The sequence below is a fragment of the Nocardia sp. NPDC004151 genome, from assembly GCF_042874235.1.
In the GTDB taxonomy this organism is placed as follows: Bacteria; Actinomycetota; Actinomycetes; order Mycobacteriales; family Mycobacteriaceae; genus Nocardia.
Map to the genome: position 1 here is coordinate 70,437 of NZ_JBIAMR010000022.1, position 24,644 is coordinate 95,080.

Below are 24,644 nucleotides of genomic sequence, written 5' to 3' on the forward strand. Positions count from 1 at the left end.
ACAGGTGATTCACATCCGGCAGACATGGCGCCGGTCGCAGTAGCGGCCCGCTGAACCATGTCCACGGGCTGTACGCGGCCCGTGATTCCGACCGGAACACCTCCGCTCGTGCAGCCCTCGATGAACTTCCAGGAGTTGTACGGTGACCACACCTTCGGATTCCTTCGCCGCCACCCGCGAGCGCAGCGACGACCTGGCCGCCGAGGTGGACGACCACCCCGAGCGCTTCCGCGTCCTCACCGGTGAACGGCCCACGGGCAGGCTGCATCTGGGCCACTACTTCGGCACGATCCGGGAACGGGTGCGCTTGCAGGGGCAGGGCGTGGACCTGTGGGTGATCCTGGCCGACTACCAGGTCATCACCGACCGCGACACCCTCGGCCAGGTCCGCGAGAACGTGGTGAACGCGGTGCTTGACTACGCGGCCGCCGGGATCGACACGAGCCGGGCCACCGTGTTCACCCATTCCGCGGTGCCGGCCCTCAACCAGCTGATGCTGCCGTTCCTGAGTCTGGTCACCGAGGCCGAGTTGCACCGCAATCCGACGGTGAAGGCCGAATTGGCCGCGTCGGGGCGGGCCCTGAGCGGGCTGATGCTCACTTACCCGGTGCACCAGGCCGCCGACATCCTGTTCTGCAAGGGCAATCTGGTGCCGGTGGGCAAGGATCAGCTGCCGCACCTGGAGCTCACCCGGGTCATCGCGCGGCGCTTCAACGAACGCTTCGGCCAGGTGTTCCCGGAACCTCGGGCGCTGCTCACCTCCACCCCGGAGATCCCCGGCCTGGACGGGCGCAAGATGAGCAAGAGCTACGGCAACGCCATCTCGCTGTCCATGACCGCCGACGAGACCGCGGCCCTCATCCGTCGCGCCCCCACCGACGCCGACCGCCGCATCACCTTCGATCCCGGCGCCCGCCCCGGCGTGTCCGCGCTGCTCACCACCGCGGCCCTGTGCCTGGGCAGTGACGAGGTGACCCTGGCCGACAAGCTCGGCGACGGCGGCGGCTCGGCGCTCAAGAAGCTCGCCACCGACGCGGTCAACGACTTCTTCGCCACCCACCGCGCTCACCGCGCCGAACTGGCCGCCGACCCGGACTTCGCGATCGGCCTTGTCCGCGAAGGCAATCGGCGCGCCGTCGAGATCGCCGAACGCACCCTCGACGAGGTGCGCGCGGCGATGGGGACGGTGTACTAGGAGCCGATGTACGCGGCCAGGTGCTCGCCGGTCAGGGTGGACCGCGCGGCCACCAGGTCCGCGGGGGTGCCCTCGAAGACGATGCGGCCACCGTCGTGGCCCGCGCCCGGACCCAGGTCGATGATCCAGTCGGCGTGTGCCATGACGGCCTGGTGATGCTCGATCACGATGACCGTCTTCCCGGAATCGACCAGACGGTCCAGCAATCCGAGCAGGTTCTCCACATCGGCCAGGTGCAGACCGGTGGTCGGCTCGTCGAGGACGTAGACGCCGCCCTTCTCACCCATGTGGGTGGCCAGCTTCAGGCGCTGCCGCTCACCGCCGGAGAGCGTGGTCAGCGGCTGGCCCAGGCTCACGTAGCCCAGTCCGACCTCGTTGAGGTGTTCCAGGATCTTGTGCGCGGCAGGGATCTTCGCCTCACCCTCGGCGAAGAAGCCCAGGGCCTCGGCGACCGGCATGGCCAGCACCTCGCTGATGTCACGCCCGCCCAGCTTGTATTCGAGCACGGCCGCCTGGAAGCGCTTGCCCTCACACTCCTCGCACACGGTGGCGACCCCGGCCATGATGGCCAGGTCGCTGTAGATCACGCCCGCGCCGTTGCAGGTCGGGCACGCGCCCTCCGAATTCGCGCTGAACAGTGCGGGTTTCACGCCATTGGCCTTGGCGAAGGCCTTCCGGATCGGTTCGAGCAGCCCGGTGTAGGTGGCCGGGTTGCTGCGCCGCGACCCCTTGATCGCGCCCTGATCGACCGACACCACGCCCTCACCGGCCGGGATCGAGCCGTGCACCAGCGAGCTCTTGCCCGAGCCCGCGACACCGGTGATGACCACCAGCACGCCGAGTGGGATGTCGACGTCGACCTTCTGCAGGTTGTTGGCGGTCGCGCCGCGAATCTTCAACGCCCCCGCGGACTCGCGCACCGAGTCCTTGAGCGCGGCGCGGTCGTCGAAGTGGCGGCCGGTGATGGTGCCGCTGGCGCGCAGTCCATCGACGGTGCCCTCGAAGCAGATGGTGCCGCCGCCCGAACCCGCGGCCGGGCCGATGTCGACGACGTGGTCGGCGATGGCGATGGTCTCCGGCTTGTGCTCGACCACCAGCACGGTATTGCCCTTGTCGCGCAGGCGCAGCAGCAGATCGTTCATGCGCTGGATGTCGTGCGGGTGCAGGCCCACGGTCGGCTCGTCGAACACGTAGGTGACGTCGGTGAGCGCGGACCCGAGATGGCGGATCATCTTGACGCGCTGGGCCTCTCCGCCCGACAGCGTGCCCGAGGCGCGGTCCAGGCTCAGGTAGCCCAGTCCGATCTCCACCAGCGAGTCCAGCACCTGCCGCAACGCCTCGAGCAGCGGCGCGACGCCCGGGTCGCGGAGCCCGCGCACCCAGTCGGCCAGATCGCTGACCTGCATGGCGCACGCGTCGGCGATGCTGATCTTGTCGATCTTCGAGGAGCGGGCCAGCTCGCTGAGCCGGGTGCCGTGGCAGTCGGGGCAGATCTGGAAGGTGACCGCGCGCTCGACGAAGGCGCGGATGTGCGGCTGCAGCGAGTCGATGTCCTTGGACAGCATCGACTTCCGGATCTTGGGGATCAGCCCCTCGTAGGTCAGGTTGATGCCCTCGACCTTGATTTTGGTCGGTTCCTTGTACAGCAGATCGGCGATCTCGCGCTTGTTGTACTTCTTGATCGGCTTGTCCGGATCGAAGAATCCGCTGCCCATGAAGATGCGCCCGAACCAGCCGTCCATGCTGTAGCCCGGAATCGTGAACGGCCCCTCCCGCAACGACTTCGAGTCGTCGTAGAGCTGGGTCAGGTCGATGTCGTTGACCGAACCGCGGCCCTCACAGCGCGGGCACATGCCGCCGGTCACCGAGAAGGTGCGCCGCTCCTTGACCTGCTTGCCGCCCTTCTCCACGGTCACCGCGCCTGCGCCGCTGATCGAGGCCACATTGAACGAGAACGCCTGCGGCGAGCCGATATGCGGCTGCCCCAGGCGGCTGAACAGGATGCGCAGCATGGCCATGGCGTCGGTGGCGGTGCCGACGGTGGAGCGCGGATCGCCGCCCATGCGCTGCTGGTCCACGCTGATCGCGGTGGTCAGGCCCTCAAGCACGTCCACGTCCGGGCGCGACAGGCTCGGCATGAAGCCCTGCACGAACGCGCTGTAGGTCTCGTTGATCAACCGCTGCGATTCCGCGGCGATGGTGTCGAAGACCAGCGAGCTCTTGCCCGAACCGGACACGCCCGTGAACACGGTCAGCCGCCGCTTGGGCAGGTCGACGGAGACGTCCTTGAGGTTGTTCACCCGGGCGCCGACCACCCGGATCAGATCGTGGGCGTCGGCGGCGGGCAGGGCGTTCTTCGTGGACTTGCTCGGGGCCATGCGTGTCTCCATCTGAGGGCGGACCGGTCGGGCGGGAAAGCGGTTAGGGCACCTGCTGGATACGGACCATATTGCCTGCGGGGTCGCGCACGGCGAAGTCGCGCACGCCGTAGGGCTGGTCGGTCGGCTCCTGAACGATCTCGACCGCGTCGTTCGCCTGCAACCGCTCGAAGGCCGCGTCGACGTCCTTGGACGCCAGCAGGACGCTGCCGTAGGTGCCCTTGGCCATCATCTCGACGATGAGCTTGCGCTCGTCCTCGGTGATGCCCGGATCGACGGCGGGCGGGTGCAGCACGATGGAGGTTCCGGGCTGATCGGGCGGGCCCACGGTGAGCCAGCGCAGGCCGTTGTAGCCGACATCCTTGCGCAGCTCGAAGCCGAGCGCGTCGCGGTAGAACGCGAGCGCCGCGTCCGCGTCATTGTGCGGGAGGAAGCTCGAGAGAATGGTGATGTCCATGTCGATCAGGCTAGTTGCGAGCCGCTTGCCTGGGCTTCTCGATTCCTGATCGGTCGAGTCACCTGTTTCTCCACGCACGACGGCATGCCTTCGGGCGCGTCGGCCATCTGCTGCTTGTACACGCTCGGCGGCACACCGACCAGTTCGGTGAATCGGGTGCTGAACGTGCCCAGCGACGAACAGCCCACCGCGAAACAGATTTCGGTGACGCTCAGATCCCCGCGCCGCAGCAGCGCCATGGCCCGCTCGATGCGCCGGGTCATCAGATACGCGTACACCGACTCGCCGTAGGCCGCCCGGAACTGCCGGCTCAGGTGCCCGGCCGAGATGTGCGCGTCCCGCGCGAGCGCCTCCACGTCCAACGGCCGCGCGTACTCGCGATCGATCCGGTCCCGCACCCGCCGCAGGCGCGCCAGGTCCCGTAGGCGCTGCTCCTCGTCGGGTTTGCTCGTCACCCCTCGATGGTCGCACGCTGGGCCGACACCCCCGTGACGGCGTGCCCGGCGGATTGGGGACTACCGCCCGGACGATTTCTCAGGTAACAGTTTTGCCTTGACACAAGACATAGCGTGCGGGGAGACCGGGACATCCGGGCCCCGGCACCGATCTACATGCGGCCGAGCACGGCCCGAGAACTGGGATCAGCTCTTCGATGAAGCTCTCTGCACTACGTAACCGGACCGCCCTGCGCACCGCCGCGGTCGCCCTCACCGCCGTCCTGTCCGTGGCCCTGGCCGCCGGCACCGGATCGGCCGAGGACAAGGCCTCCTCGGTCTCCTCGGTGACCAAGGAGGGCCGCACCTGGCATCTGAAGGTCTACTCGGCGGCCATGGGCAGGGACATCACCGTCGACGTGCAGCGTCCGGTCGACGAGTCCCAGCCCGCCCCCAACCTGTACCTGCTCAACGGCCTCGACGCCGGCGAGGGCACCGCCAGCTGGTCCGCGCAGACCAACGCGCTGGGCTTCCTGTCCGACAAGCAGGTCAACGTCATCCAGCCGATCGGCGGCCGCGGCAGCTACTACGCCGACTGGATCCAGACCGACCCGCAGCTGGGCGTCAACAAGTGGACGACGTTCTTCACCCAGGAACTGCCGCCGCTGCTGGACGCCACCCTCGGCTCCACCGGCCTGAACTCGCTCGCGGGCCTGTCCACCTCCGGCACCTCGGTGCTGCAGCTGGCCGAGGCCAAGCCGGGCCTGTTCAAGTCGGTGGCCGCCTACAGCGGGTGCGCGCAGATCGCCGACCCGATGGGCCGCCAGTTCGTGAAGCTGGCCGTCGAGACCTGGGCGGGCGGCAACACCGCCAATATGTACGGCCCGGCCGACAGCCCGCTGTGGGCCGCCAACGACCCGGTCATCAATGCCGAGAAGCTGCGCGGCACCCAGCTCTACGTCTCCAGCGGCAGCGGCATCCCGCTCATGCGCGACGTCGAGTTCTACACCAAGTCCGCCCCGGGCGTGCAGGGTGACGTGAACCTGGCGCTGGGCATGATCATCGAGGGCGCGGTCAACGCCTGCACCCGCAACCTGCAGGGCAAGCTCGACTCGCTGCAGATCCCGGCCACCTTCCGCTACGACCCGGTGGGCACCCACTACTGGCCGTACTGGGAAGAGGCCCTGCACGACTCGTGGCCGATGCTGGCCTCGGGCATGGGCATCTGACCCACGTTCGCACGCGGAACGCCGCACACCATCGATCGGTGTGCGGCGTTCGGCGTTTCGGGGGCCCTCCGGACCACGTTCCCGGGGGTCGTACGGACTACATCGCCGCGGCGCCCGGGACGCTCATCGGCGTGCGGACGATGCGGCCACCCAGCCGCTCGTTGACCGAGAACCCGTGGTGGCGGCACCATTTCGCCAGCACCGGCACGGCGGAGTCGTCGTCGCGGAAGGTCGGGACCAGCTGGCCGACGATGCACAGGTGATGGGCATCCGCGGCCCGGCACAGGTGCTGCAGGATCGCGGTGCCCAGGCCGGTGCCGCGCAGCTCCGGGTTCACCGTGATGTTGTCGAGCTTGATGGTGTCGGCGTAGATGTCGAAGACCACCTCGGCGAGCCTGTCGTCGCGGCGCAGCGACTCGATGTCGGACGGCACCGGCCGCAGGACGCCGGGCAGGTGATCGGAAAGCCGTTGCCGCGCGGCCTCATCGGGGGCGGAGCGGGTGATGGCGAGCAGATCCTCGGTGAGGTCGGCGACCACGGCGCGATCGCCCACCGCGGCCATCGGGCGAGCCTCGCCGGTCGCGCGCGCCAGCGCCTCCAGGCGGCGCGTCCAGTGCGGGTGCTCGGCGCCGTAGCGCTCGGTCACCTCGGCGAGGGTGTCCTCCAGGCACAGCGGCGCGCCGAGACTGCGCACGAATCCGCCCGACAGCACACCCCAGCGGTGATCGTCCGCGCCGACACCGTGCACGGCCAGATCCCGCATCAGCGCGTCGCGGCGAGCGGTGGCCCGCGCGATCGGCGAACCGGGCAGCCTGCCCAGCCACTTCTGCCAGCCGTTCAAGTTCGCGCGAATCCGGGTACCGGCGATGTCCGCGCTCGCGTCGAGGTAGTTGCACAGCGCTTGCTGACGACGCTCCAGCAACTCGTCCACCGGCCGACGCACGAGGTCGGCGGGCGGCGTCTGACCCTCACTCATAATGAACCACGCTAGCGTCCAGTTATCTCGGCCCAGGTCACCGGCACGCGTTAAATCACCTACCAGTGGTAACGGACCACCCTACCCTCCGGGAGCCCGCCCGATCCGGGGCCGAGATCACCCGACAACCGGGATTGCCCGGAGATGTCCAGATCGGTGACGCGATCCACCAGATCACGTTCGTAGGCGAGGGCCTGCTTGCGGGTCCAGCCGGCCGAATGCCGCAGCGCCGCACGGGCTTCGCGGCGGCGATGGTAGGTGAGCAGCGGGGCCAGCGCCGCCTCCGACCCGATCGCGCGCGCCGCCGGGCGGGCGATGAGCCCGCGGAACCAGCGCCGCTCCCCCGCCAGCACCCAGGCGTATGCGAGGGCGAAGATGACCAGATCGATCAGGATCGGCAGATAGGTCGAGACCAAGGGCGGGCCCGGCGGGCGCGGGGCGTCGAACAGCACGTGCATGGTGAACGCCAGCCCGTAGAACAGGGCGAACACCCCGAACCGCCACAGCCACGACCGGTCCGTACGGACCAGCGCCATCACGATCCCGACCCCGGCCAGCGCCGACATGGCCCAGTGCGAGGTGAGCGCGGTGACCAGCCGCAGCACCGCCACCAGCAGCACGTCCGCCACCGGCGTCTGCGGCGACGACAACGCGGTCTGCGTGCTGTAGAGGCAGTCCTCCGCGATCTGCGCGCCCAACCCGACCGCCGCGCCCAGCAGCAGCCCGTGCATGGGCCGGGTCAGCCGCGACCGGAACAGCAATGCCACCACGGCGATACCGATCGCCTTGATGTACTCCTCGTCGATCGGCGCGGTGATCGCGGCGCTCCAGCTGATCGCGAACCGGTCCCCGAACAGATTCGTGACCGCCCGGCTCAGATGATCATTGGCCCACATGGCCAGCCCGGTCCACACCGTCGCACCCCAGATCGCGCCCATCACCAGGGGAGCCATCAGATGCCGCCGCGCCCGGAAAGGGTCCAGCGCGAACAGGATCCGCCCGATCACCAGCAGCGTGAGCGCCGTGATCGGCAGCGCCGCCAGCGCCGCCGCCCCCGCGAACCACACCTGCCCCGCCGCCTGCGTCAGGAACAGCAAGGGCCCCACGACAACCGCCACGCAGTACACCCAGAACAACGCCGAACGCGGCTGGAACCAGCTCATGCGGCACCACCTTCCCGCCGAGCGAACTCGCCGACCGGCCCGCCCAGCCGCCACGAGCGGAGATCGCGCCGCGAGGAACGCCGCCGACCCGGCCGGTGGGCGCCGCTCATGCCTCCACCGCCTTGCTCGACCGCAGCACCTCGGCGATCAGCTGGAGGCCCGCTTCGCGGGTGGGGCCGGTGGCCAGGATGGTGACGCCCACGTCGCCGCTCGCGACCACCGCGCACACGCCCCCGGGTTTGTCGGGCAATTCGCAGGTGAGGCCGTGGAATTCGCCTTCGTCGACGACTCCCCCGTCGAAGCGCGCGGCGACGCCCGCCGCGCGCAGGGGCAGGAGCATGCGGGGTGCGGCCGTGGGGAAATCGGTGATGCCGTCGGTCACCGACACCGACAGCCGCCGCTCGCCGTCCTCGGATTTCAGGATCACGACCGATTCGTCGCCGGTCGCCTGCCGCCGCATCGGCTCGGGCACCCGGAAGAACACGGCGTTGGCGGGATCGTCGCCGCTGTGCACCGCGCCGATACCGGAGGCGGTCAGCGTGATGCCGGTCCCCTCGGCCAGGTCGGTCACGCGGGCCGGGACGGCATCCGACACCAGGGGCGGCACCACCAGCGCCACCGCGAGCGCCCCCACCGCCGCCAGCGCGGGGCCGACCGAATGCACAAGGCGCGCCATGTCTTCCACCCTCTCGGCTCCCTGAGGCAACGTCCGGGGACGGCGGATGCGTTCCGGACACCCGGCCCGAGGCCCGGGCAGTCGCCGTCCGGGCGCTTGCCGCGAGTTAACCACATCGGGCGGCCGGAACGTGTCCGCAGCGCCGGAAGGAAATCGGGGCCGGATACGGAACGAGGATGCCGTCCGCGGCTCCGGTCCGCGTGCGGCATCCTCGATGGCTCATCCGGCGAAATCCGCTGTCCCCCTATAGCGAATCCGCGTGCTCACAGCAGGTCGGCGAGACCCTTCAGCGGTCCGGGCAGGCCCGCCGCGTGCTTCTTGAGGCCCGCGACCACCGGGTTCGGGGTCTCGGCGCGCAGCCGGTCCAGCTCGGTCTGCATGGTCGAGACCGTACGGGTGTAGTAGTCGTCGACCAGAGCGGTGTCGTCCGGGTCGCCGGGCTCGGTGGACCAGTCCAGGGCGGGCAGGAAGCTCACCGTCACCGAGGCGGGCAGCGGCAGCTGCGGCAGGATCGGGGCGACACCGAAGGGCAGGCCCAGGGTGTACGGAAACACCTTGGCGCGCACCAGCTTGTCGAGCTGCAGCAGCTTGGCGGTGCGCTCGCCGCGGCTGAGCACGAAGATCGAGTCGTGGCCGCCGTTGGCGACCGCGGGAATCACCGGAACCCCCGCTTCCAATGCGAGCCGGATGAAGCCCTTGCGATCGGCGAAGTCGATCTTGCCGCGATCGGTCCACGGGCGGCACGCCTCCCAGTCGCCGCCGGGGTAAACCATGACCGCGCCGCCGTCCTTGAGCCCCTTGGCGGCGGATTCCTTCGAGGCCGCGATGACGCCGAACTGGCGCAGGCTGTCACCGAGAACCGGTGCGCGCAGCAGGATGTCGTGGGCGACGCCGTAGCTGGGCTCGTCGGGGCGGTGCTCCAGCATGGCCATGAAGGTGATCCACACCTCCGGGGCCCAGTAGATGGACGAGTGATTGCCGATCACCAGCGCCGGCCCGGAAGTCGGCAGATTCTCCACGCCGACCACGGTGGGAGTGAAGTAGTCGGTGTAGGCCCGCGCGAGCGGCAGCAGCGGGTGGTTCGGGTCGGGGATTACCTTGTTCTCGGTCATCAGCCATTCCTGTCGATTGCTTTGCCGGGGACGGGCAGCACGCAACGACATCGCACGACGCTTTTTGAAACAACGTCGAGCCGAATTGAATTGCCCCCGGGTCAGATCCCCATTGATTAGCTCCGACGGCCGCGCATGCGCGGTCCGGTTCAGCGTACGGACGTCGCTGCGTTGCGACAGATGCCCGTCACCGTCCTCCTGCACTATCGACGTTATCAACCCAAGCGTTTGCTTGTTAGGAAGTGTGCGAAACCCAACATTCATCTCACTGCCCCGGTTCCGCACACCGCACTCGCCTTAAGATGGCTCACCCGAGATGCCATGCGTAGATGCGCATATCGGCGTAGACATATCTCAGCAGGTCGTCCGACGACGGGACAGCGCGCCCGCCGCGAGGTACCCCGCCAGGGCCAGACCCGCGCACCACGCCAGCGCGGTCGGCGCGGAATCCCCCACCGGCGAACCCATCAGCAGACCGCGCACGGTCTCGGTGACGGAGGTGACCGGTTGGTGCGCCGCGAAACCGCGCAGCCAGCTCGGCAGGGTCCCGGTGGGCACGAACGCGCTGCTCACGTAGGGCAGGAACATGAAGAAGAACATGAAACCGTTGGCCGCCTCGGGATTCGAGGCCAGCAGCCCCAGCGCGGCCGCGATCCAGGACAGCGCCACCACGAAGCAGGCCAGCACGCCCGCCACGGCCAGCCAGCGCAGCGGGTCCGCGGTCGGCCGGAAGCCGAGCGCCACGGCCACCAGCACCACCAGTGAACTGGTGAGCAGATTGCGCAGCACGCTCTCCAGCACGTGCCCGGTCAGCACCGAGTTGCGGGAGACGGCCATCGCGCGGAACCGGTCCACGATGCCGGTGTGGGTATCGGTGGCCACCGCCACCGCGGTCGCGCCCGAGCCGAATCCCGCACACAGCAGAATGATTCCGGGCACGACGTAGTCGATATAGGAGCCGCCGACATTCATCGCGCCGCCGAATACGTACACGAACATCACCAGAATGCTGACCGGCACGGCGATGGTCATGATCATGGTGTCCGGACTGCGCAGGGTGTGGCGCAGATTGCGGCCGACCATGGTGGCGGAGTCCTGGGCGGAGTGCACGAGAGTACGCATTACGCAGCGCCTTTCACGGTATTGCCGGTGAGGGCGAAGAAGACGTCGTCGAGATCGGGTGTGTGAATGGACAAGTGGTCGATGGCCACGGCGTGATCGTCGAAATGATCGAGCAGCTTGCGGATATCGCCGACACTGCCGTCCGAGGGCACCCGCAATGCCAGCCCCTCGCCGTCGATCGCGGCCACCGGCAGCGCTCGCGCGGCCGCCGCCAGCCCGCGCTCGTCGGCGAAGCCCAGCCGCAGGTGCCCGCCGGGCACCAGGCGCTTCAACTCCTCGGCGCGCCCCTCGGCCACGATGCGTCCGCCGTCGAGCACCGCGATGCGGTCGGCCAACTGGTCGGCCTCCTCCAGGTACTGGGTGGTGAGGAAGATGGTGACACCGTCGGCCACCAGGCCGCGGATCACCCGCCACAGTTCGCGGCGGCTGCGCGGGTCCAGTCCGGTGGTGGGCTCGTCGAGGAAGACGATGCGGGGCTGCCCCATCAGGCTCATGGCGATGTCGAGGCGGCGGCGCATACCACCGGAGTAGGAGCCCGCGCGCTTCCCGGCGGCCTCGGCGAGCTCGAACTGCTCCAGCAATCGCGCTGCGCGCCGGGCGGTCTCGCGTGATCCGAGGTGCAGCAGCCGCCCCATGAGCCGCAGGTTCTCCGAGCCGGTGAGGATCTCGTCGACCGCCGCGAACTGCCCGGTGACGCCGATGGCCGCGCGCACGGCGCCGGCCTCGCGCACCGGGTCGTGGCCGCCGATCCGCAGCTCTCCCCCATCGGCGCGTTCGAGGGTGGTGAGGATGCGGACCATGGTGGTCTTGCCCGCACCGTTGGGGCCGAGCAGAGAGAACACCGTCCCGACGGGCACGGTGACGTCGATGCCGCGCAGTACCGGCTGGTCGCCGAAGGCTTTGACCAGGCCGCTCACCTCGATGGCGGGCCCCGTTCCGGACGTGGTCATGGAGAGCTCCATTCGTAAACTGTGTATGCCATATACTCTGTTTATAGGCTACACAGTTTCTTCGATGCCGCAAGATGGAAACCGACACCACGACAGGAGGTCCGATGACGCCCGAGCCGCAAGCCCTGCCCAAAGCGGTGAAACTGCTCTGGGATCTGGACGAGGCGGGCAGCCGCGGCCCCCGGCGCGGCATGAGCCTCGAGCAGATCCTCGACACGGCCATGACCATCGCCGACACCGAGGGCTACGCGGCGCTGTCCATGGCGCGGGTCGCGAAGGAGCTCGGCTTCACGACCATGTCGCTGTACCGCTACGTCGACAGCAAGGACACCCTCGTGGTGCTGCTGCACGACCGGATCTTCGACCACACCCCGGAACTGCCCGCCGGCTGGCGCGCCGGATTGGAAGCCTGGGCCTGGGCCGAGTTCCACGCCATCCGCGCCCACGACTGGTGGCTCGACATCCCCATGACCACTCCCCCGCTCGGCCCGAACAATATGGCCTGGCTCGAGACCGGCATGAACGCCCTCACCGAGGTCGGCATCCCCGAGTCGCTCAAACTCCAGCTGCTGGTGAATCTCTCGATCTACGTGATCGGCCGCACCCGGTTCCTGCGCGACGCCATCCGCCAGACCGAGGAGCAGGACTACACCGGCATCCTCACCGCCGTCCTCGACCCGGACCGCTTCCCGGCCGTCACCAGCGCGCTCACCAACCGCGCCTTCGACAGCGACGACATGCACTGGGAGGAAGCCGATTTCGGGTTCGCACTGGACCGGCTGCTGGACGGCTACCAGGTCTTCATCGACGCGAACACCGGCGCACGGTAAGCCATCGGCCCACGTCCGCGCCCTAGCAGATTCCAGCTATATCAGCCCGAGAGCCTGACCGAAAAGATCTCTTGTCGCTACAGTCCCACGAAACTGCTTGACAGACAGGTGATTACAGTGAGGCTCGGATTCAGAGCGCTGGCGATGGCCGCGGTCGGAGCACTGTTCGCACTCTCGATGACCGGTGTCGCGGCCGCCCCCGCGAACGCGGTCGGCCTGCCCCCGTGCGGTCTGACCTGTGATGACCCCCTTCCGCCCTCCCCCGCCGGATGCTCGAGCGCGGCCACCGGCGGCACCCTCGCGCTGACCCTGCCCGACAAGAACGGGGTCAACCGTCCCTTCCGGCTGTTCGTGCCGTCCGGGCTGAGCGGCGCCGCGCCGCTGGTGGTCGCGCTGCACGGCGGCCAGGACAACCCGACGCACTTCGAAACCGCCACCGGCTGGACCGCGGTCGCGCAGAGCAAGAAGTTCATCGTCGCCTACCCCCAGGGCGGCAAGAACGACGGCGCCGCGGACAAATGGGCCTGGGAGTTCAGCGCCTCCAACCCCGCCAACGACGTTCCGTTCCTGCGCAGCCTGGTCCACGCCATCGGCGACGACTACTGCGTGAACCCCAAGCGCGTGCACTTCATCGGACACTCCAACGGCGGGCAGATGACCTCCCGGATGGCGTGCTCCGCCTCGGATCTGGTCGCCTCGGCCGCGGTGTGGGCCGGGCCGAGCGGCGCGTGGGACGCCAATGACTGCCCGACCACCCGCAAGCTGTCGTTCGGCGTGATGCTCAACGACAACGACCCCATCGTGTGGCAGATCGTCGCCGAGCAGCATCGAGACCTGTGGCGCACCAAGGACAGTTGCGGAGCCACCCCGGCCTCGGAGACCGGCACCGCGGTGGTGAAGGGCGAGCGCTACTCGTGCGCGTCGGGCACCCAGGTGCTCTACCGGCTGTACCACACCACCGATGACGCGACGAAGGCTCACCTGTGGCCCACCCCGGGCTCGGCGGCCGCGACCGACGTCAACAACCGCATGTGGTCACTGCTGAACGCCAACCCGCTGCCCTGACGGCCGCGGCTCCGGGGTCCCGGCACGCGCGGGGCTCCGGGGCGACAGCGTGGCGGTGAGCACCGCGGCGACCGCGAAAAGCACTGCCACACAGGCCACCAGGCCGATCCAGCCGCCCGCCGCGTAGGCGATCCCGGCCGCGCTGCCGACCACCGCACTGCCCAGGTAGTACGCGAACATGTAGAGAGACGATGCGGCGCCGCGGTTCTCGGCCAGCGCGCCGACCCAGGCGCTGGCCGCGGTGTGCGCGCCGAAGAATCCCGTGGTGAGCAGCAGGATGCCGATCAGCACCGTGCTCAGGTGATCCGGGATGGTCACGGCCAGGCCGACCGCCATCAGCGCCAGGGACACGACCAGGATCCGGTGGTGGCCACGGCGATCGGCGAGCCGGCCCGCGTAGGCCGAGGCCGCGGTGCCCGCGAGGTACAGCACGAACACCAGTCCGACCACCGCCTCGGACAGACCGAAGGGGCGGTGGGTCAGCCGGTAGCCGAGGTAGTTATAGATCGACACGAAACTGCCCATGAGCAGGAAGGCGAGCGCGAACAGCGCGGCCGGGCGCGGAGCGCGCGCCTGCCGGGCGAGATCGCCGAGCAGGGTCCCGACACCGGCCGGGCGCGCGGCGAATCCGCGTGAGGCGGGCAGGGTCCGCGCGAACCACACCGCGCCCGCCGCCACGGCCAGCGACACCGTCAGCTCCGCCCACCGCCACGACGTCAGCCCGAGTGTGAGCGACGGGATCAAGCGTCCGGCCAACCCGCCGATGCTCGTCCCCGCGATGTACACCCCCATCGCCGAACCCAGCCCGCTCGCGCCGACCTCCTCGGCCAGATACGCCATCGCCACCGCGGGCACCCCGGCCAGCGCGACACCCTGCACCGCCCGGACGGCCAGCAGCGTGTCCATGGTCGGGCACAACGGCAGCAGCAACCCGAGCGCCGCGGCCGCCATCGCCGACCCGATCAGCACCCGGGTGCGGCCGATCCGGGCCGACAGCACTCCCACCGGAATGATCGCCAGCGCAAGGAATCCCGTGGTCAGCGACACCGCCAGCGCCGCGTGCGCGGGCGGCACCCCGAACGCCGCCGACAGGCTCGGCAGCAGCGACTGTGTGGAGTACATGGCCGCGAAAGTGGTCAGCCCGGCCGCGAAAAGCGCTACGGTGACCCGCTTCTCGTGGGCTCCGGCGATCTCGGCGGACCCGTCCGCCCCGACCCGGTCCGCCACGGACACCCGTCCGGCCGAGTCCGCGTCGTCCGTCGCACGCCGGACCGGTGGGCGGCCATGGGACGCCGGGGGCGCGGCCAGTCCCGCGCGTTCCGTCGCGGCGAGTCGCGCGTCCGGCTCAGCGAGCGCACGCGTGAGCTCCGGATCTTCCGGCGCGTCGATCGCCGGGCCGGTGGGCGCGCCGATCGGTCCTCGCGCGCTCAACCGCTGATCGGCGCTGGTCATCGGGTCCTCCCAGAATGGATCGGGTACGAGATCCAGGGTGCGTGACCGGTGCTTAGATCGGAAATGCATGATGGTCGTCAGGCTCATGCCATGGCGGTATATAGCGAGGAGGCGGTGTGCTCGGCGCGGATCTGGAGTGGTTCACGACACTCGCCGAAACCGAGAACGTGAGCGCGGCGGCCGACCGATTGCATCTGGCCCAGCCGACGCTGTCGCGGATGCTCGCCCGGTTGGAGCGGCGGCTGGGCGCTCCCCTGTTCGATCGGCACGGGAAGCGCATCCGGCTCAACGAGTACGGCCGCCTGTACTACGAGCACGCGCGCCGCGCCCGCGCGGAACTGCGGGCCGGGGAGCAGGCGGTCGCCGACCGGGTCAATCCGGCCAAGGGGGTGGTGCGGCTGTCGTTCCTGCATTCCTTCGGCAGCCGGCTGGCGCCGGAATTGATCGCCGAATTCCGGCGCGGGGCCGGACGGGTCGACTTCGGGCTGTTCCAGGGCGCGGCCGAGGCGATCACGCGCCAGGTCCTCGACGGGGAGGCCGATCTGGCGCTGGTGTCGCCGCGGCCGAGCGAGCCCGGCATCGGGTGGCACATGCTGCTGAATCAGCCGCTGGTGCTGGCGGTTCCCGCCGATCATCGCCTGGCCGGGCAGCGCCGGACCCGGCTGAGCGAACTGGCCGACGCCGAATTCATCACCATGCATCCGGGATTCGGGATGCGGCGCATCTTCGACGACCTGTGCGCGGCGGCCGGGATCCGGCCGCGCATCGCCTTCGAGGCCAGTGATCTGGTGACGGTGCACGGACTGGTCGCGGCCGGACTCGGGGTGGCACTGGTGCCCGCCGAGGAACCGCCGCCGCCGGACCTGGCCGTGGTCCCGCTCGCCGACGCGGGGGCGTCACGCGATGTGGGGCTGATCTGGTCGGCGACCGCGACGCCGTCGGAGGCGGTACGCCGGTTCCGCGATTTCGCGGTGGACCGGGCGGCTCGCCGCCCCGCCCGCTGAGCCCGCGCACTGTCCCGGCGAGCCCACGCACTGTTACGGTTGCCGAACGGTAACTGTTCTGTCGCTTCGACTCCAGGGAGCCGCCCGTGCAGCGCTATCGCGCGGCCCTCGACACACTGGGCGGAGGCATCGCCGCCGCGGTCGCGGGCATGGCCTTGATCGTGCCCTACGACGCCGGGTGCGGCACCGACTCGTCCGTCATGCAGATGACGGTGCTGACCATCACCGTGCCCCGGGCCACCGCCACCGGCGCGGTGTTCGCCGTGGTGGCCGCGGTGCTCGTACGCATGCTCGGCGACCGGACCGCGTGGGCCACCGGCGTGTGCGCGGCGCTGGTCCTCGCCACCGACCATCTGCTGGTCGCCTCCAGCTCCGCCACCCTGGCCACCGCCAACTTCCTCGACTCGCTCGCCGGCGGCGTGCTGCTCGGCGCGGCCGGGGCGGCGGCACTGCGGTACCGGCCGCCCGCCGTCGGCTACCTGCTCGGCGGGCTCACCGGTGTCCTGCTCGGACGCCACATCGAGACCATCGCCGCCGAGAACGGGAACCTGTCGGTGCTCGAACGCGCCTTCGTGGATCTGCCGCCGGACTGGCTGGCGGTGCTGGCGGCGGTGCTGCTCGCGGTGTGCGCGGTGGTCTGCGGGCGGACCAGCACCACGCATCCGACGTCGGTGCAGCTGCCGTTCGCGCCGATCGTGGCAGCGGCGGTGGTGATCACGACCATCGCGGTGGCCTCCGAACGCCTCACCCCGGGCACCCACAGCTGGATCGCCATCACCGCCTGGCTCGTCGCGGTCGTCGCGGCCGCCCTGATCGCGGCCCTGTTGCTGCCGGGCCGCGACGGCACCCTCACGCTGCTCGCGGTGTCGCTCACCGCGACCGGCGGCGCCCTCGCGACCGTCCACGCCCATTGGAAACTCGCGCCGGTGCTCGCGATCCTGGCGCTCGGACTGTTCGCCGGCGTCCTGCTGCCCCGCCCGCAGCCGGTGGCCGCCGCCGCGGCGAGCATCGGGCTGTCGGTCTTCGCGCTGCTGGCTTCCGGCGCGCAGCACCATGATTCGTGGGCCGCGCTGCTCGGCGCGTGCCTCTACGCGGGACTGGCCGGATACAGCTTCGGCGCGGTCACCACCCGCCTGGCCGCGAGCACCGTCCTGGCACTGGGCGTCGTGCTGGTCCCGACCGCGGCGCTCACCCTGCAATACCGGGGCTGCGACGCGCTGCCGTCCCTGCCCGATGGCGTCAGCACGGCCGGTGACCGCGCGGCGTGGACGGCCATCGGCCTGGGCGCCGGATGCCTGGCGGCCATGCTGGTGCTGCGCCGCCTGCGGCCGGAACGCGACGAGCCGTCGCAGCCGAAACCCCCTGCCCCCGAATCCGAGCGAACGGACTAGGCGACCCGGTACAGCCAGATCCGCGGCTCGGACGGCTCACCGCCGGTGGACCAGGCATACGTGTGGGCCAGGCCGTCGCCGTGATAGCCGTGCAGGTAGTCGCGCAATGCGGTGCGGCCGCCGTGCCCGGACACGATGCCCCGCAGCACGATCGCGGTGAGGTCGTAGGCCTCGACGGCGTACGGGTTCGCGGCGGTCCCGGTGGCGTCGCGATACTCGTCGAGGAAGCGCTGGGTGGCGGGCCCGCACTGACACGCCACCAGGGTCCCGGTGGCCGCCGACCCGGCGGCGGACTTGAACGCGGGGTCGTAACTGCCGTCGCCGAGTACGAAAGTGGCTGTGACATCGGCTTTCCGAAGCTTCGCCAGCAGGGTCGCGGCGGCGGCCGGATAGCCCGCGTAGAACACCGCGTCCGGGTTCACGGCGGCGATGGCGGCCACGGCCTGCCCGGTATCGCCGCCGAGATCGACGCTGACCTCGCAGGCCGGCACCGAGGCCGGGCCGAGGCCCTCCACCACCGCGCCCGCCAGCGACACCCCGAACCCACCTCCGCTGTCCCGGACCACGCAGACCCGCGAGAACCGGGCGGTATTGGTGAGGTATCGACCCAACGCCGGGCCCTCGGCATTGTCATTGGCCAGGCCGCGGAAGAAACCGCTCCACCCCGACTGCGCCAGCAGTGGATTCGTCGCGACCGGGGTGAGGAACGGCAGCCCGGCCGCGTCGAAGGTCTTCCCGGCGGCCATGACCTCCTTCGACAGCGCCGGACCGATCACCGCCACCACCGAGTCGTCGGCGGCGATCTGCTCGGCGACCCGCGCCGCCTTCCCCTGATCCCCGGCGGTATCGAACTCGCGCACCGTGATCGGGCAGACCTTGTTGCCGCCCTGCGGGTTTCCGCCCTTCACGAACTGATCGACGGCCAGCCGCACCGCACCCAGCACGGTGCGGCCGAGCGCGGCGTCCGAGCCGGTCAGCGGAAGCGCCGCCGCGATGGTCGCCGAGCCGCACGGCAGACGGCCGTCATTGGCGGGGTCGGCCACCGACACCGGCGCGACCACCTTGGCGCCGAGTCCGTCGATCTGGGTCAGCGGCACGAAACCCGGATACGTGGCCGGGTAGGGACCGGCCACGCTCGCCGGACCGGCGAGGCCGGACCGCCCGGAACCCTGTGCCGCCCAGATGATTCCCGCCGCCGCCGCGACGGCGACCACCAGCGCGCCGACTCCCACCGCCAGCCGACGGCCGGACCCCACCCGGGCGGCCGTCACCGGCTCCGGCCGCGGTCGCGGGTCGTCGAGCACAGTGCGGTCGCCGCCGGGCGACATGGCGACGGTCGCGGCGGTGGCGCTTGTCGGCCCGATCCTCGCCGCTCCCGCCGTCAGCGGCGGTACGGTCGACTCCGAGACACCCGAAAGCGCCCGCGCCGCAGCGTCGGCGAAGTCCCGACAGGTATCGAACCGATCCTCCGGCCGCTTGGCCAGTCCCCGCGCGAACACCGCGTCCAGTGCCGTGGGCAGCTCGGGCCGCCGATCGGTCACTTTCGGCACCGGATGCTGCAGATGCCCCGCGACCACCGCGGCCGCCGTCTCGGCCTGATACGGCGTTGACCCCGTGAACAGCCGAAACAGGGTGCAGGCCAGCGAATACTGATCCGAGCGCTGATCCAGCGCGGCCCCCGACAGTTGCTCCGGCGAGGCATAGGTGATCGTCGCGGCCAGTGTCCCGGTCCGGGTGATCTGCGCGGAATCATCGCGCAACCGCCCGATTCCGAAGTCGGTCAGCAGAATTCGACGTTCCTGCCCGGCGGCGTCGCGACCGAGCAGGATATTGGCGGGCTTCACGTCCCGATGGATCACGCCCATCGAATGCGCGTAGTCCAGCGCCTTGGCCGTCTCCCCGATGATCCGCACGGCCTCGGCGGCGGGCAGGGTGAACGGGTCGAGCGCGGAGGCGTCGCCGCCGTCCACGTACTGCATGGCGATCCACAGCCGCCCGCCCGACACGCCCCGATCGTGCACGCCCACGATATTCGGATGATCCAGCCGCGCAACGAGTTCGGCTTCCCGCTCGAATCGGGACCGAGTCTCGAGCTGGGTCACCAGCTCCCGCGCCAGCACCTTGATCGCCACCAGCCGTGGCAGCCGCGGATGCCGGGCGAGAAAGACCTCCCCCATCCCGCCCCCACCGAGCTTCCGCTCGATCAGATACCCCGCGAATTCCGTACCCGCACGCACAATTCGGCCCTTCACACCCCGCACATTCCCCCGAACCCTACCCGCTCGGACCCGCCGTCTCAGCTCCTCGGCACGGGCTCGCACGCCGCCCCGCGAGGGTTGGGTCATCGCCCGCGGCCGCGGGTACTCGACCGTCCGGCGCCTCGCGAGAGCCGACCCGGCGCGGGGGCCCCTCACCCCGTCCGGTTGCTCCAGGTATGCCCCGGTGTTGCCACGGCGAACGGGCTGGAGCAGGCTGAGAGGCGTCGGCGGCGTCACCCCGGGCGTCGCCCCCGCAACCGAGGAGGTGGATCGAACGTGTACGCACGCTCCAACACGATTCAGGCGCAGCTGTCCTCTATCGATGCCGGGATTGCCTTCATGCGCGATGAAGTGATGTCCGAGTTGGGCGGTATGCCCGGCTGGGTGGGTCTGTCGCTGCTGGTGGACCGGGAATCCGGCCGCTGCATCGTCACCACCGCGTGGGAGTCCGAGAACGCGATGCACGACAGCGCGAGCCGGGTGCGCCAACTGCGCAACCGGGCCCGGGACATCTTCGGCGGTGACGGCCCGCTCATCGAGGAGTGGGAGATCGTCGCCCTGCACCGCCTGCACCACGCGGACGAGGGCGCGTGCGCCCGCGTGACCTGGACCCGGGCCGACGCCGATCGCATCGATTCGGCGATCAATGTCTTCCGCTCGATGGCCATGCCCGCCATGGAGCAGATGGACGGCTTCTGCAGCGTCAGCCTGATGGTCGATCGCACCGCCGGGCGCGGCGTCTCCTGCGCCACCTTCGACAGCGCCGAGGCCTTGGCCCGGACCGCCCAGGAAGCCGCGGACATGCGGGCCAGGGCCGCCGAGCAGGCCGGCATCGCCGTCACCGAGGTCGCCGAGTTCGAACTGGCCCTCGCCCACCTCCGCGTCCCCGAACTGGTCTGACCCGCACCCCCGGATGGCGCGGTCGCCCCGGCCGCGCCACCCGGCTAATTTGGAACCCGTTTCAGCGGGCGGCGGCTTCCGGCCACCCGGCGATCGATGGGAGACGGGTATGGCGGGCAATGGCGGCGGTCGATTCGACGGCAAGGTCGCGGTGGTGACCGGAGCCTCCTCCGGCCTGGGCCGGGCCGTGGCGCGGCAGCTGATCGCGGGCGGGGCTCGCGTGCTGGGCGCCGGCCGAGACGAGGCGCGCCTGAAGGACACCTTCGACGGACCCGAAACCGCCTGGCACGCCGCCGATCTCGCCGATCCGACGGTGGCCGATCAGGTGGTGCGAGCCTGCGTCGACCGCTTCGGCGCCCTCGACATCCTGGTCAACGCCGCGGGCGCGCACACCATGCGCCACACCGGTCAGGTCACCGACGACGAATGGCAGCACGACCTCGCCGTCAACCTCAGCGCGCCCTTCTTCCTCTCCCGAGCCGCCCTCCCCCACCTGCTCGAACGCACCGGCTGCATCGTCAACGTGGCCTCGATCGCGGGTGTGGAAGGCCAGGCCTACTCGGCGGGCTACTGCGCCGCCAAGCACGGCCTCATCGGCCTCACCCGGGCCATGGCCCTGGAGTTCGACGGCGCCGGCATCCGCATCAACGCGGTCTGCCCGGGCGGCATGACCACGCCGATGCTCGAGAACTTCACCTTCCCCGAAGACCCCGATTACCAGCTCATCCTGAAGACCGCCAGCCCCCGCGGCCTCATGGAACCCGCACAGGTCGCCAACATCATCAGCTTCCTCTGCTCCGACGAAGCCTCCGCCGTGCACGGCGCCGTCTACACCGTCGACAACGGCAAGATGGCTCTCTAGGCAGACGAGTCGGCCCGGGCGACGGAGATGCCGTCGCCCGGGCCGATGCCGAGGTGGGTCGGCTTACTTCTTGCGGTCGCGCTTCTCGCGGACACGCACATTGACCCGGACCGGAGAACCGTCGAAGTTGAACTCCTCGCGCAGCTTCCGCTCGATGAAGCGGCGGTAGCCCGCCTCGAGGAAGCCGGTGGTGAAGAGCACGAACGTCGGCGGCCGGGTGGACGCCTGGGTGGCGAACAGGACTCGCGGGAGGCGGCCGCCGCGCATCGGCGGCGGCGTGGCGGCGATGACCTCCTTGAGCCAGTTGTTCAGGCGGCCGGTGGAGATGCGCTTGTCCCACGAATCCAGCGCGATCTCCATGGCGGGAACCAGCTTCTGGACCGCACGGCCGGTGTGCGCGGAGATATTGACGCGCTGGGCCCAGCGGACCTGGACCATCTCACGGTCGATCTCGCGCTCGAGCATCTCGCGCCGATCCTCGTCGACCAGATCCCACTTGTTGTAGGCGATCACCAGGGCGCGGCCGGTCTCGGCCACCATGGAGATCACCCGCAGGTCCTGCTCGGTGATCGGCTCCGAGGCGTCGATCAGCATGACCGCCACCTCGGCCGCCTCGATCGCGCCCTTGGTGCGCAGCGAGGCGTAGAACTCGTGGCCGGAGGCATTGCTCACCTTGCGGCGCAGACCCGCGGTATCCACGAAACGCCAGGGCTTGCCACCCAATTCGACCAGCGAGTCGACCGGGTCGACGGTGGTGCCCGCGACATTGTGGACCACCGAGCGCTCCTCGCCGGCGAGCCGGTTCAGCAGCGACGACTTGCCCACGTTCGGCTTGCCGACCAGCGCCACGCGGCGCGGACCGCCGGACAGGCCGGTGCCCTCGCGCGGCGTCTCGGGCAGCTTCTCGAGAATGATGTCGAGCAGATCACCCGTACCGCGGCCGTGCGCGGCCGAGATCATGTACGGCTCACCGAGACCCATCGACCACAGCTCGGCGGCGTCGGCCTCGAGCTTCTGGTTGTCCACCTTGTTGGCGACCAGGATGACCGGAGTCTTGCTGCGCCGCAGCGTCTTCGCGACCGCCTCGTCCGCCGAGGTCGCGCCCACGGTGGCGTCCACCACCACCACGATGGCGTCCGCGGTGTTCATGGCGACCTGCGCCTGCCGCGCCACCGACTGCTGCAGGCCCTTGGCGTCGGGCTCCCAGCCGCCGGTGTCCTGCACCAGGAATCGGCGCCCGGCCCAGGTGGCCTCATACGAGATCCGGTCCCGGGTCACGCCCGGAATGTCCTCCACGACCGCCTCGCGGCGGCCCAGGATCCGGTTCACCAATGTCGACTTGCCGACATTGGGGCGGCCGACAATGGCCACCGTCGGCAGCGGAACGTGCTCGGCGTCCTGCTCGCCCTCGAATTCGGCGATATCCCAGTCGGATTCGTCCGACCAGATCCCATCGCCGGCGAAGGTGTCCTGCGTCACTGCGCGCCTCCCGCCGAAATCCGTGCGGCCACCACGCGATACAGCTCGTCGATGACCTCGTCCTTGTTCAGATCGCTGGTGTCGACCAGCTCCGCGTCCTCGGCGGGACGCAGCGGCGACACCTTGCGCGTCGAGTCCAGGGTGTCGCGGCGCTGCACATCGGCCAGCACACCCGCGAAATCGTCACCCCGCCCCTCGGCGATGTTCTGCGCGTTGCGGCGCTGCGCGCGGGCCTCGGCCGACGCGGTCAGGTAGATCTTCACGTCCGCGGCGGGCAGCACGGTGGTGCCGATGTCCCGGCCCTCCACCACGATTCGCCCCGCCGCCGCCGACAGCTCCCGCTGCAGCGCGACCAGCTGCTCGCGCACCTCGGGCACCGCCGACACCGCCGACACCGCCTGGGTGACCGCATTGCCGCGGATCTCACCGGAGACATCCTCACCGTCGAGCAGGATGACCTCCCGGCTCGGATCGGTGCCGATGGTCAGCGGCAGTTCCTTCACCGCGATCGCGATCGCGGAGGCGTCGTCCAGGTCCACGCCGCTGCGCAGCACGCGCAGCGTCGCCACCCGGTACATGGCGCCGGTGTCGAGGTAGCTGGCCTCGAGCCGGGTCGCCAGCATGCGCGACACGCTCGACTTGCCGGTGCCCGACGGACCGTCCATGGCCACGACCAGCTTCGCGGAACCGGTCAGGGCGCCGGCCGCATCGATCAGAGATCCCACACCGTTCACAACGACACCGCCTCGTAGAGCTTCCCGACCTCGTCCCGGCCCAGCACGCGCAGCGTGCCCGGCCGCTGATCACCGAGCGCGATCGGCCCGACGTGCGTGCGCACCAGCGCGGTCACCGGATGCCCGACGGCGTCCAGCAGGCGGCGCACGATGTGCTTGCGACCCTCGTGCAGCACCACCTTCACCAGCGACTTGCCGTTGCCGACCTCGAGCACCTGGAACTTGTCCACCGACGCGGGCCCGTCCTCGAGCTCGACGCCGTCCTTGAGCTGCTTGCCGACCTCACGATTACGGACCTCGCCGTTCACGGTGGCCAGGTAGGTCTTGGACACCTCGAAGGAGGGGTGCATGAGCCGATGCGCCAGATCACCGTCATTGGTGAGCAGCAGCAGGCCCTCGGTGTCGGCGTCCAGGCGGCCGACATGGAACAGGCGCTGACCGGCGGCGATCCGCTCGGCCACGATATCGCCCACGCACGGGCGGCCCATCTCGTCGGACATGGTCGACTGCCAGCCCTTGGGCTTGTTCAGCGCCAGGTACACCTGCTCGGAGCGGATCACCACGCGCACGCCGTCGACCCGGACCACCGCGGTCTCGGGATCGATGCGCAGACCCTGCTCGCGCACGATCTTGCCGTCCACCTCGATGCGACCGGCGTCGATCATGTCCTCGGCCACGCGACGCGAGGCCACACCGGCCTTGGCGAGGACCTTCTGCAGGCGCTCACCCTCACCCCACGGCAGCTTCTTCGGAGTCCGCTCCTCGAAGTCCACGTGCTGGTGCCGGGCGGGCTTGGCATTGCTGATCAGCACGGGCGCGACGGTCTTGCGCTCCGGCTTGGGGGTCTTCTTCTTGCCGGCGGTGTTCGGCGAGGTGTGCGGGGCCAGCGGGCGACCGCCGCCGATACCGCGAGACTGGTTGCCGCGCGCGGAGTTACCGCTCTGGCCGCCGGAGCCCGAGCCGCCGCGAGCGGGCGC

The 24,644-nt window shown here is 70.1% G+C and carries 22 protein-coding genes; 8 read left to right on the forward strand and 14 right to left on the reverse strand.

The window, feature by feature from the left end:
• Window positions 1-142: 142 nt before the first annotated feature.
• Window positions 143-1,195, forward strand: a complete 1,053-nt coding sequence (gene trpS / locus ACFYTS_RS33785) for a tryptophan--tRNA ligase (protein WP_357287100.1) — start codon at window positions 143-145, stop codon at window positions 1,193-1,195.
• Here the strand turns inward: trpS and ACFYTS_RS33790 are convergent.
• From ACFYTS_RS33790 to ACFYTS_RS33800, 3 genes are read right to left on the reverse strand one after another with little or no spacing between them, the layout of a single operon-like run.
• The gene (locus ACFYTS_RS33790) at window positions 1,192-3,573 is read right to left on the reverse strand and encodes an ATP-binding cassette domain-containing protein (RefSeq protein WP_387309379.1); all 2,382 of its coding nucleotides are present in this window, start codon (window positions 3,571-3,573) and stop codon (window positions 1,192-1,194) included. The genes trpS and ACFYTS_RS33790 overlap by 4 nt on opposite strands.
• Before the next feature lie 43 nt (window positions 3,574-3,616).
• The gene (locus ACFYTS_RS33795; protein WP_357287094.1) at window positions 3,617-4,030 is read right to left on the reverse strand and encodes a VOC family protein; all 414 of its coding nucleotides are present in this window, start codon (window positions 4,028-4,030) and stop codon (window positions 3,617-3,619) included.
• A gap of 5 nt (window positions 4,031-4,035) precedes the next feature.
• Window positions 4,036-4,485, reverse strand: a complete 450-nt coding sequence (locus ACFYTS_RS33800) for a helix-turn-helix transcriptional regulator (RefSeq protein WP_357287092.1) — start codon at window positions 4,483-4,485, stop codon at window positions 4,036-4,038.
• 197 nt (window positions 4,486-4,682) lie between these two features.
• Between ACFYTS_RS33800 and ACFYTS_RS33805 the strand changes: the two genes are divergently transcribed.
• The gene (locus tag ACFYTS_RS33805) at window positions 4,683-5,693 is read left to right on the forward strand and encodes an alpha/beta hydrolase (protein ID WP_387309380.1); all 1,011 of its coding nucleotides are present in this window, start codon (window positions 4,683-4,685) and stop codon (window positions 5,691-5,693) included.
• Window positions 5,694-5,790: 97 nt separating this feature from the next.
• Here ACFYTS_RS33805 and ACFYTS_RS33810 read toward each other — a convergent pair whose 3' ends face one another.
• From ACFYTS_RS33810 to ACFYTS_RS33835, 6 genes are all read right to left on the reverse strand, one after another.
• Window positions 5,791-6,669: a GNAT family N-acetyltransferase gene (locus tag ACFYTS_RS33810; protein ID WP_387309381.1), complete on the reverse strand. Its 879-nt coding sequence runs from the start codon at window positions 6,667-6,669 to the stop codon at window positions 5,791-5,793.
• A 59-nt stretch (window positions 6,670-6,728) separates the two neighbouring features.
• Entirely contained in the window at window positions 6,729-7,832 is a 1,104-nt protein-coding gene (locus tag ACFYTS_RS33815; RefSeq protein ID WP_387309382.1) for a PrsW family glutamic-type intramembrane protease, read from the reverse strand.
• A gap of 106 nt (window positions 7,833-7,938) precedes the next feature.
• Window positions 7,939-8,508, reverse strand: a complete 570-nt coding sequence (locus tag ACFYTS_RS33820; RefSeq protein WP_387309383.1) for a hypothetical protein — start codon at window positions 8,506-8,508, stop codon at window positions 7,939-7,941.
• Window positions 8,509-8,771: 263 nt separating this feature from the next.
• Window positions 8,772-9,620 carry a lysophospholipid acyltransferase family protein gene (locus ACFYTS_RS33825; protein ID WP_387309384.1) on the reverse strand — a complete coding sequence of 283 codons (849 nt, stop codon included), beginning with the start codon at window positions 9,618-9,620 and terminating at the stop codon, window positions 8,772-8,774.
• A gap of 354 nt (window positions 9,621-9,974) precedes the next feature.
• Window positions 9,975-10,742 (reverse strand): ABC transporter permease, encoded by a 768-nt coding sequence (locus ACFYTS_RS33830; protein WP_387309385.1) that lies wholly within the window; start codon window positions 10,740-10,742, stop codon window positions 9,975-9,977.
• Window positions 10,742-11,692: an ATP-binding cassette domain-containing protein gene (locus ACFYTS_RS33835; protein ID WP_387309386.1), complete on the reverse strand. Its 951-nt coding sequence runs from the start codon at window positions 11,690-11,692 to the stop codon at window positions 10,742-10,744. Before ACFYTS_RS33835 ends, ACFYTS_RS33830 begins: the two co-directional genes overlap by 1 nt.
• Window positions 11,693-11,796: 104 nt before the next feature.
• On the opposite strand from ACFYTS_RS33835, the gene ACFYTS_RS33840 reads away from it, so the two are divergent.
• A complete protein-coding gene (locus ACFYTS_RS33840; protein WP_357287069.1) occupies window positions 11,797-12,522 on the forward strand; it encodes a TetR/AcrR family transcriptional regulator in 726 nt (241 codons plus the stop codon).
• Between the two features lie 117 nt (window positions 12,523-12,639).
• Complete coding sequence (locus ACFYTS_RS33845) at window positions 12,640-13,587, forward strand: alpha/beta hydrolase family esterase (RefSeq protein WP_387309387.1); 948 nt, start codon at window positions 12,640-12,642, stop codon at window positions 13,585-13,587.
• Here ACFYTS_RS33845 and ACFYTS_RS33850 read toward each other — a convergent pair.
• Entirely contained in the window at window positions 13,558-14,820 is a 1,263-nt protein-coding gene (locus tag ACFYTS_RS33850) for an MFS transporter (RefSeq protein ID WP_387309400.1), read from the reverse strand. The two genes, ACFYTS_RS33845 and ACFYTS_RS33850, sit on opposite strands and share 30 nt — an antisense overlap.
• 335 nt (window positions 14,821-15,155) lie before the next feature.
• Between ACFYTS_RS33850 and ACFYTS_RS33855 the strand changes: the two genes are divergently transcribed.
• Both ACFYTS_RS33855 and ACFYTS_RS33860 read left to right on the forward strand, forming a co-directional pair.
• Window positions 15,156-16,043, forward strand: coding sequence for a LysR family transcriptional regulator (locus ACFYTS_RS33855; protein ID WP_357287061.1), 888 nt, complete (start codon window positions 15,156-15,158; stop codon window positions 16,041-16,043).
• Window positions 16,044-16,129: 86 nt separating this feature from the next.
• Complete coding sequence (locus ACFYTS_RS33860; RefSeq protein WP_387309388.1) at window positions 16,130-17,434, forward strand: hypothetical protein; 1,305 nt, start codon at window positions 16,130-16,132, stop codon at window positions 17,432-17,434.
• On the opposite strand, the gene ACFYTS_RS33865 is transcribed toward ACFYTS_RS33860, so the two are convergent.
• Window positions 17,431-19,686 (reverse strand): bifunctional serine/threonine-protein kinase/ABC transporter substrate-binding protein, encoded by a 2,256-nt coding sequence (locus ACFYTS_RS33865; protein WP_387309389.1) that lies wholly within the window; start codon window positions 19,684-19,686, stop codon window positions 17,431-17,433. The two genes, ACFYTS_RS33860 and ACFYTS_RS33865, sit on opposite strands and share 4 nt — an antisense overlap.
• 282 nt (window positions 19,687-19,968) lie before the next feature.
• On the opposite strand from ACFYTS_RS33865, the gene ACFYTS_RS33870 reads away from it, so the two are divergent.
• Together ACFYTS_RS33870 and ACFYTS_RS33875 are read left to right on the forward strand one after the other, a co-directional pair.
• The gene (locus ACFYTS_RS33870; RefSeq protein ID WP_357287052.1) at window positions 19,969-20,592 is read left to right on the forward strand and encodes a hypothetical protein; all 624 of its coding nucleotides are present in this window, start codon (window positions 19,969-19,971) and stop codon (window positions 20,590-20,592) included.
• Between the two features lie 109 nt (window positions 20,593-20,701).
• Window positions 20,702-21,454, forward strand: coding sequence for an SDR family oxidoreductase (locus tag ACFYTS_RS33875; RefSeq protein ID WP_357287050.1), 753 nt, complete (start codon window positions 20,702-20,704; stop codon window positions 21,452-21,454).
• A gap of 63 nt (window positions 21,455-21,517) precedes the next feature.
• Here ACFYTS_RS33875 and der read toward each other — a convergent pair whose 3' ends face one another.
• From der to ACFYTS_RS33890, 3 genes are read right to left on the reverse strand one after another with little or no spacing between them, the layout of a single operon-like run.
• Window positions 21,518-22,933: a ribosome biogenesis GTPase Der gene (der, locus tag ACFYTS_RS33880; RefSeq protein ID WP_357287047.1), complete on the reverse strand. Its 1,416-nt coding sequence runs from the start codon at window positions 22,931-22,933 to the stop codon at window positions 21,518-21,520.
• Entirely contained in the window at window positions 22,930-23,658 is a 729-nt protein-coding gene (gene cmk, locus ACFYTS_RS33885) for a (d)CMP kinase (protein WP_357287045.1), read from the reverse strand. Before cmk ends, der begins: the two co-directional genes overlap by 4 nt.
• 5 nt (window positions 23,659-23,663) lie before the next feature.
• Window positions 23,664-24,479, reverse strand: coding sequence for a pseudouridine synthase (locus tag ACFYTS_RS33890; RefSeq protein ID WP_357287042.1), 816 nt, complete (start codon window positions 24,477-24,479; stop codon window positions 23,664-23,666).
• Window positions 24,480-24,644 lie beyond the last annotated feature (165 nt).

Bases quoted from the DNA above. Each gene is read 5' to 3' on its own strand.
- ACFYTS_RS33790 (WP_387309379.1), bottom strand. From the start codon at position 3,573: ATGGCCCCGAGCAAGTCCACGAAGAACGCCCTGCCCGCCGCCGACGCC.
- ACFYTS_RS33795 (WP_357287094.1), bottom strand. From the start codon at position 4,030: ATGGACATCACCATTCTCTCGAGCTTCCTCCCGCACAATGACGCGGAC.
- ACFYTS_RS33805 (WP_387309380.1), top strand. From the start codon at position 4,683: ATGAAGCTCTCTGCACTACGTAACCGGACCGCCCTGCGCACCGCCGCG.
- ACFYTS_RS33810 (WP_387309381.1), bottom strand. From the start codon at position 6,669: ATGAGTGAGGGTCAGACGCCGCCCGCCGACCTCGTGCGTCGGCCGGTG.
- ACFYTS_RS33815 (WP_387309382.1), bottom strand. From the start codon at position 7,832: ATGAGCTGGTTCCAGCCGCGTTCGGCGTTGTTCTGGGTGTACTGCGTG.
- ACFYTS_RS33820 (WP_387309383.1), bottom strand. From the start codon at position 8,508: ATGGCGCGCCTTGTGCATTCGGTCGGCCCCGCGCTGGCGGCGGTGGGG.
- ACFYTS_RS33825 (WP_387309384.1), bottom strand. From the start codon at position 9,620: ATGACCGAGAACAAGGTAATCCCCGACCCGAACCACCCGCTGCTGCCG.
- ACFYTS_RS33830 (WP_387309385.1), bottom strand. From the start codon at position 10,742: ATGCGTACTCTCGTGCACTCCGCCCAGGACTCCGCCACCATGGTCGGC.
- ACFYTS_RS33835 (WP_387309386.1), bottom strand. From the start codon at position 11,692: ATGACCACGTCCGGAACGGGGCCCGCCATCGAGGTGAGCGGCCTGGTC.
- ACFYTS_RS33840 (WP_357287069.1), top strand. From the start codon at position 11,797: ATGACGCCCGAGCCGCAAGCCCTGCCCAAAGCGGTGAAACTGCTCTGG.
- ACFYTS_RS33875 (WP_357287050.1), top strand. From the start codon at position 20,702: ATGGCGGGCAATGGCGGCGGTCGATTCGACGGCAAGGTCGCGGTGGTG.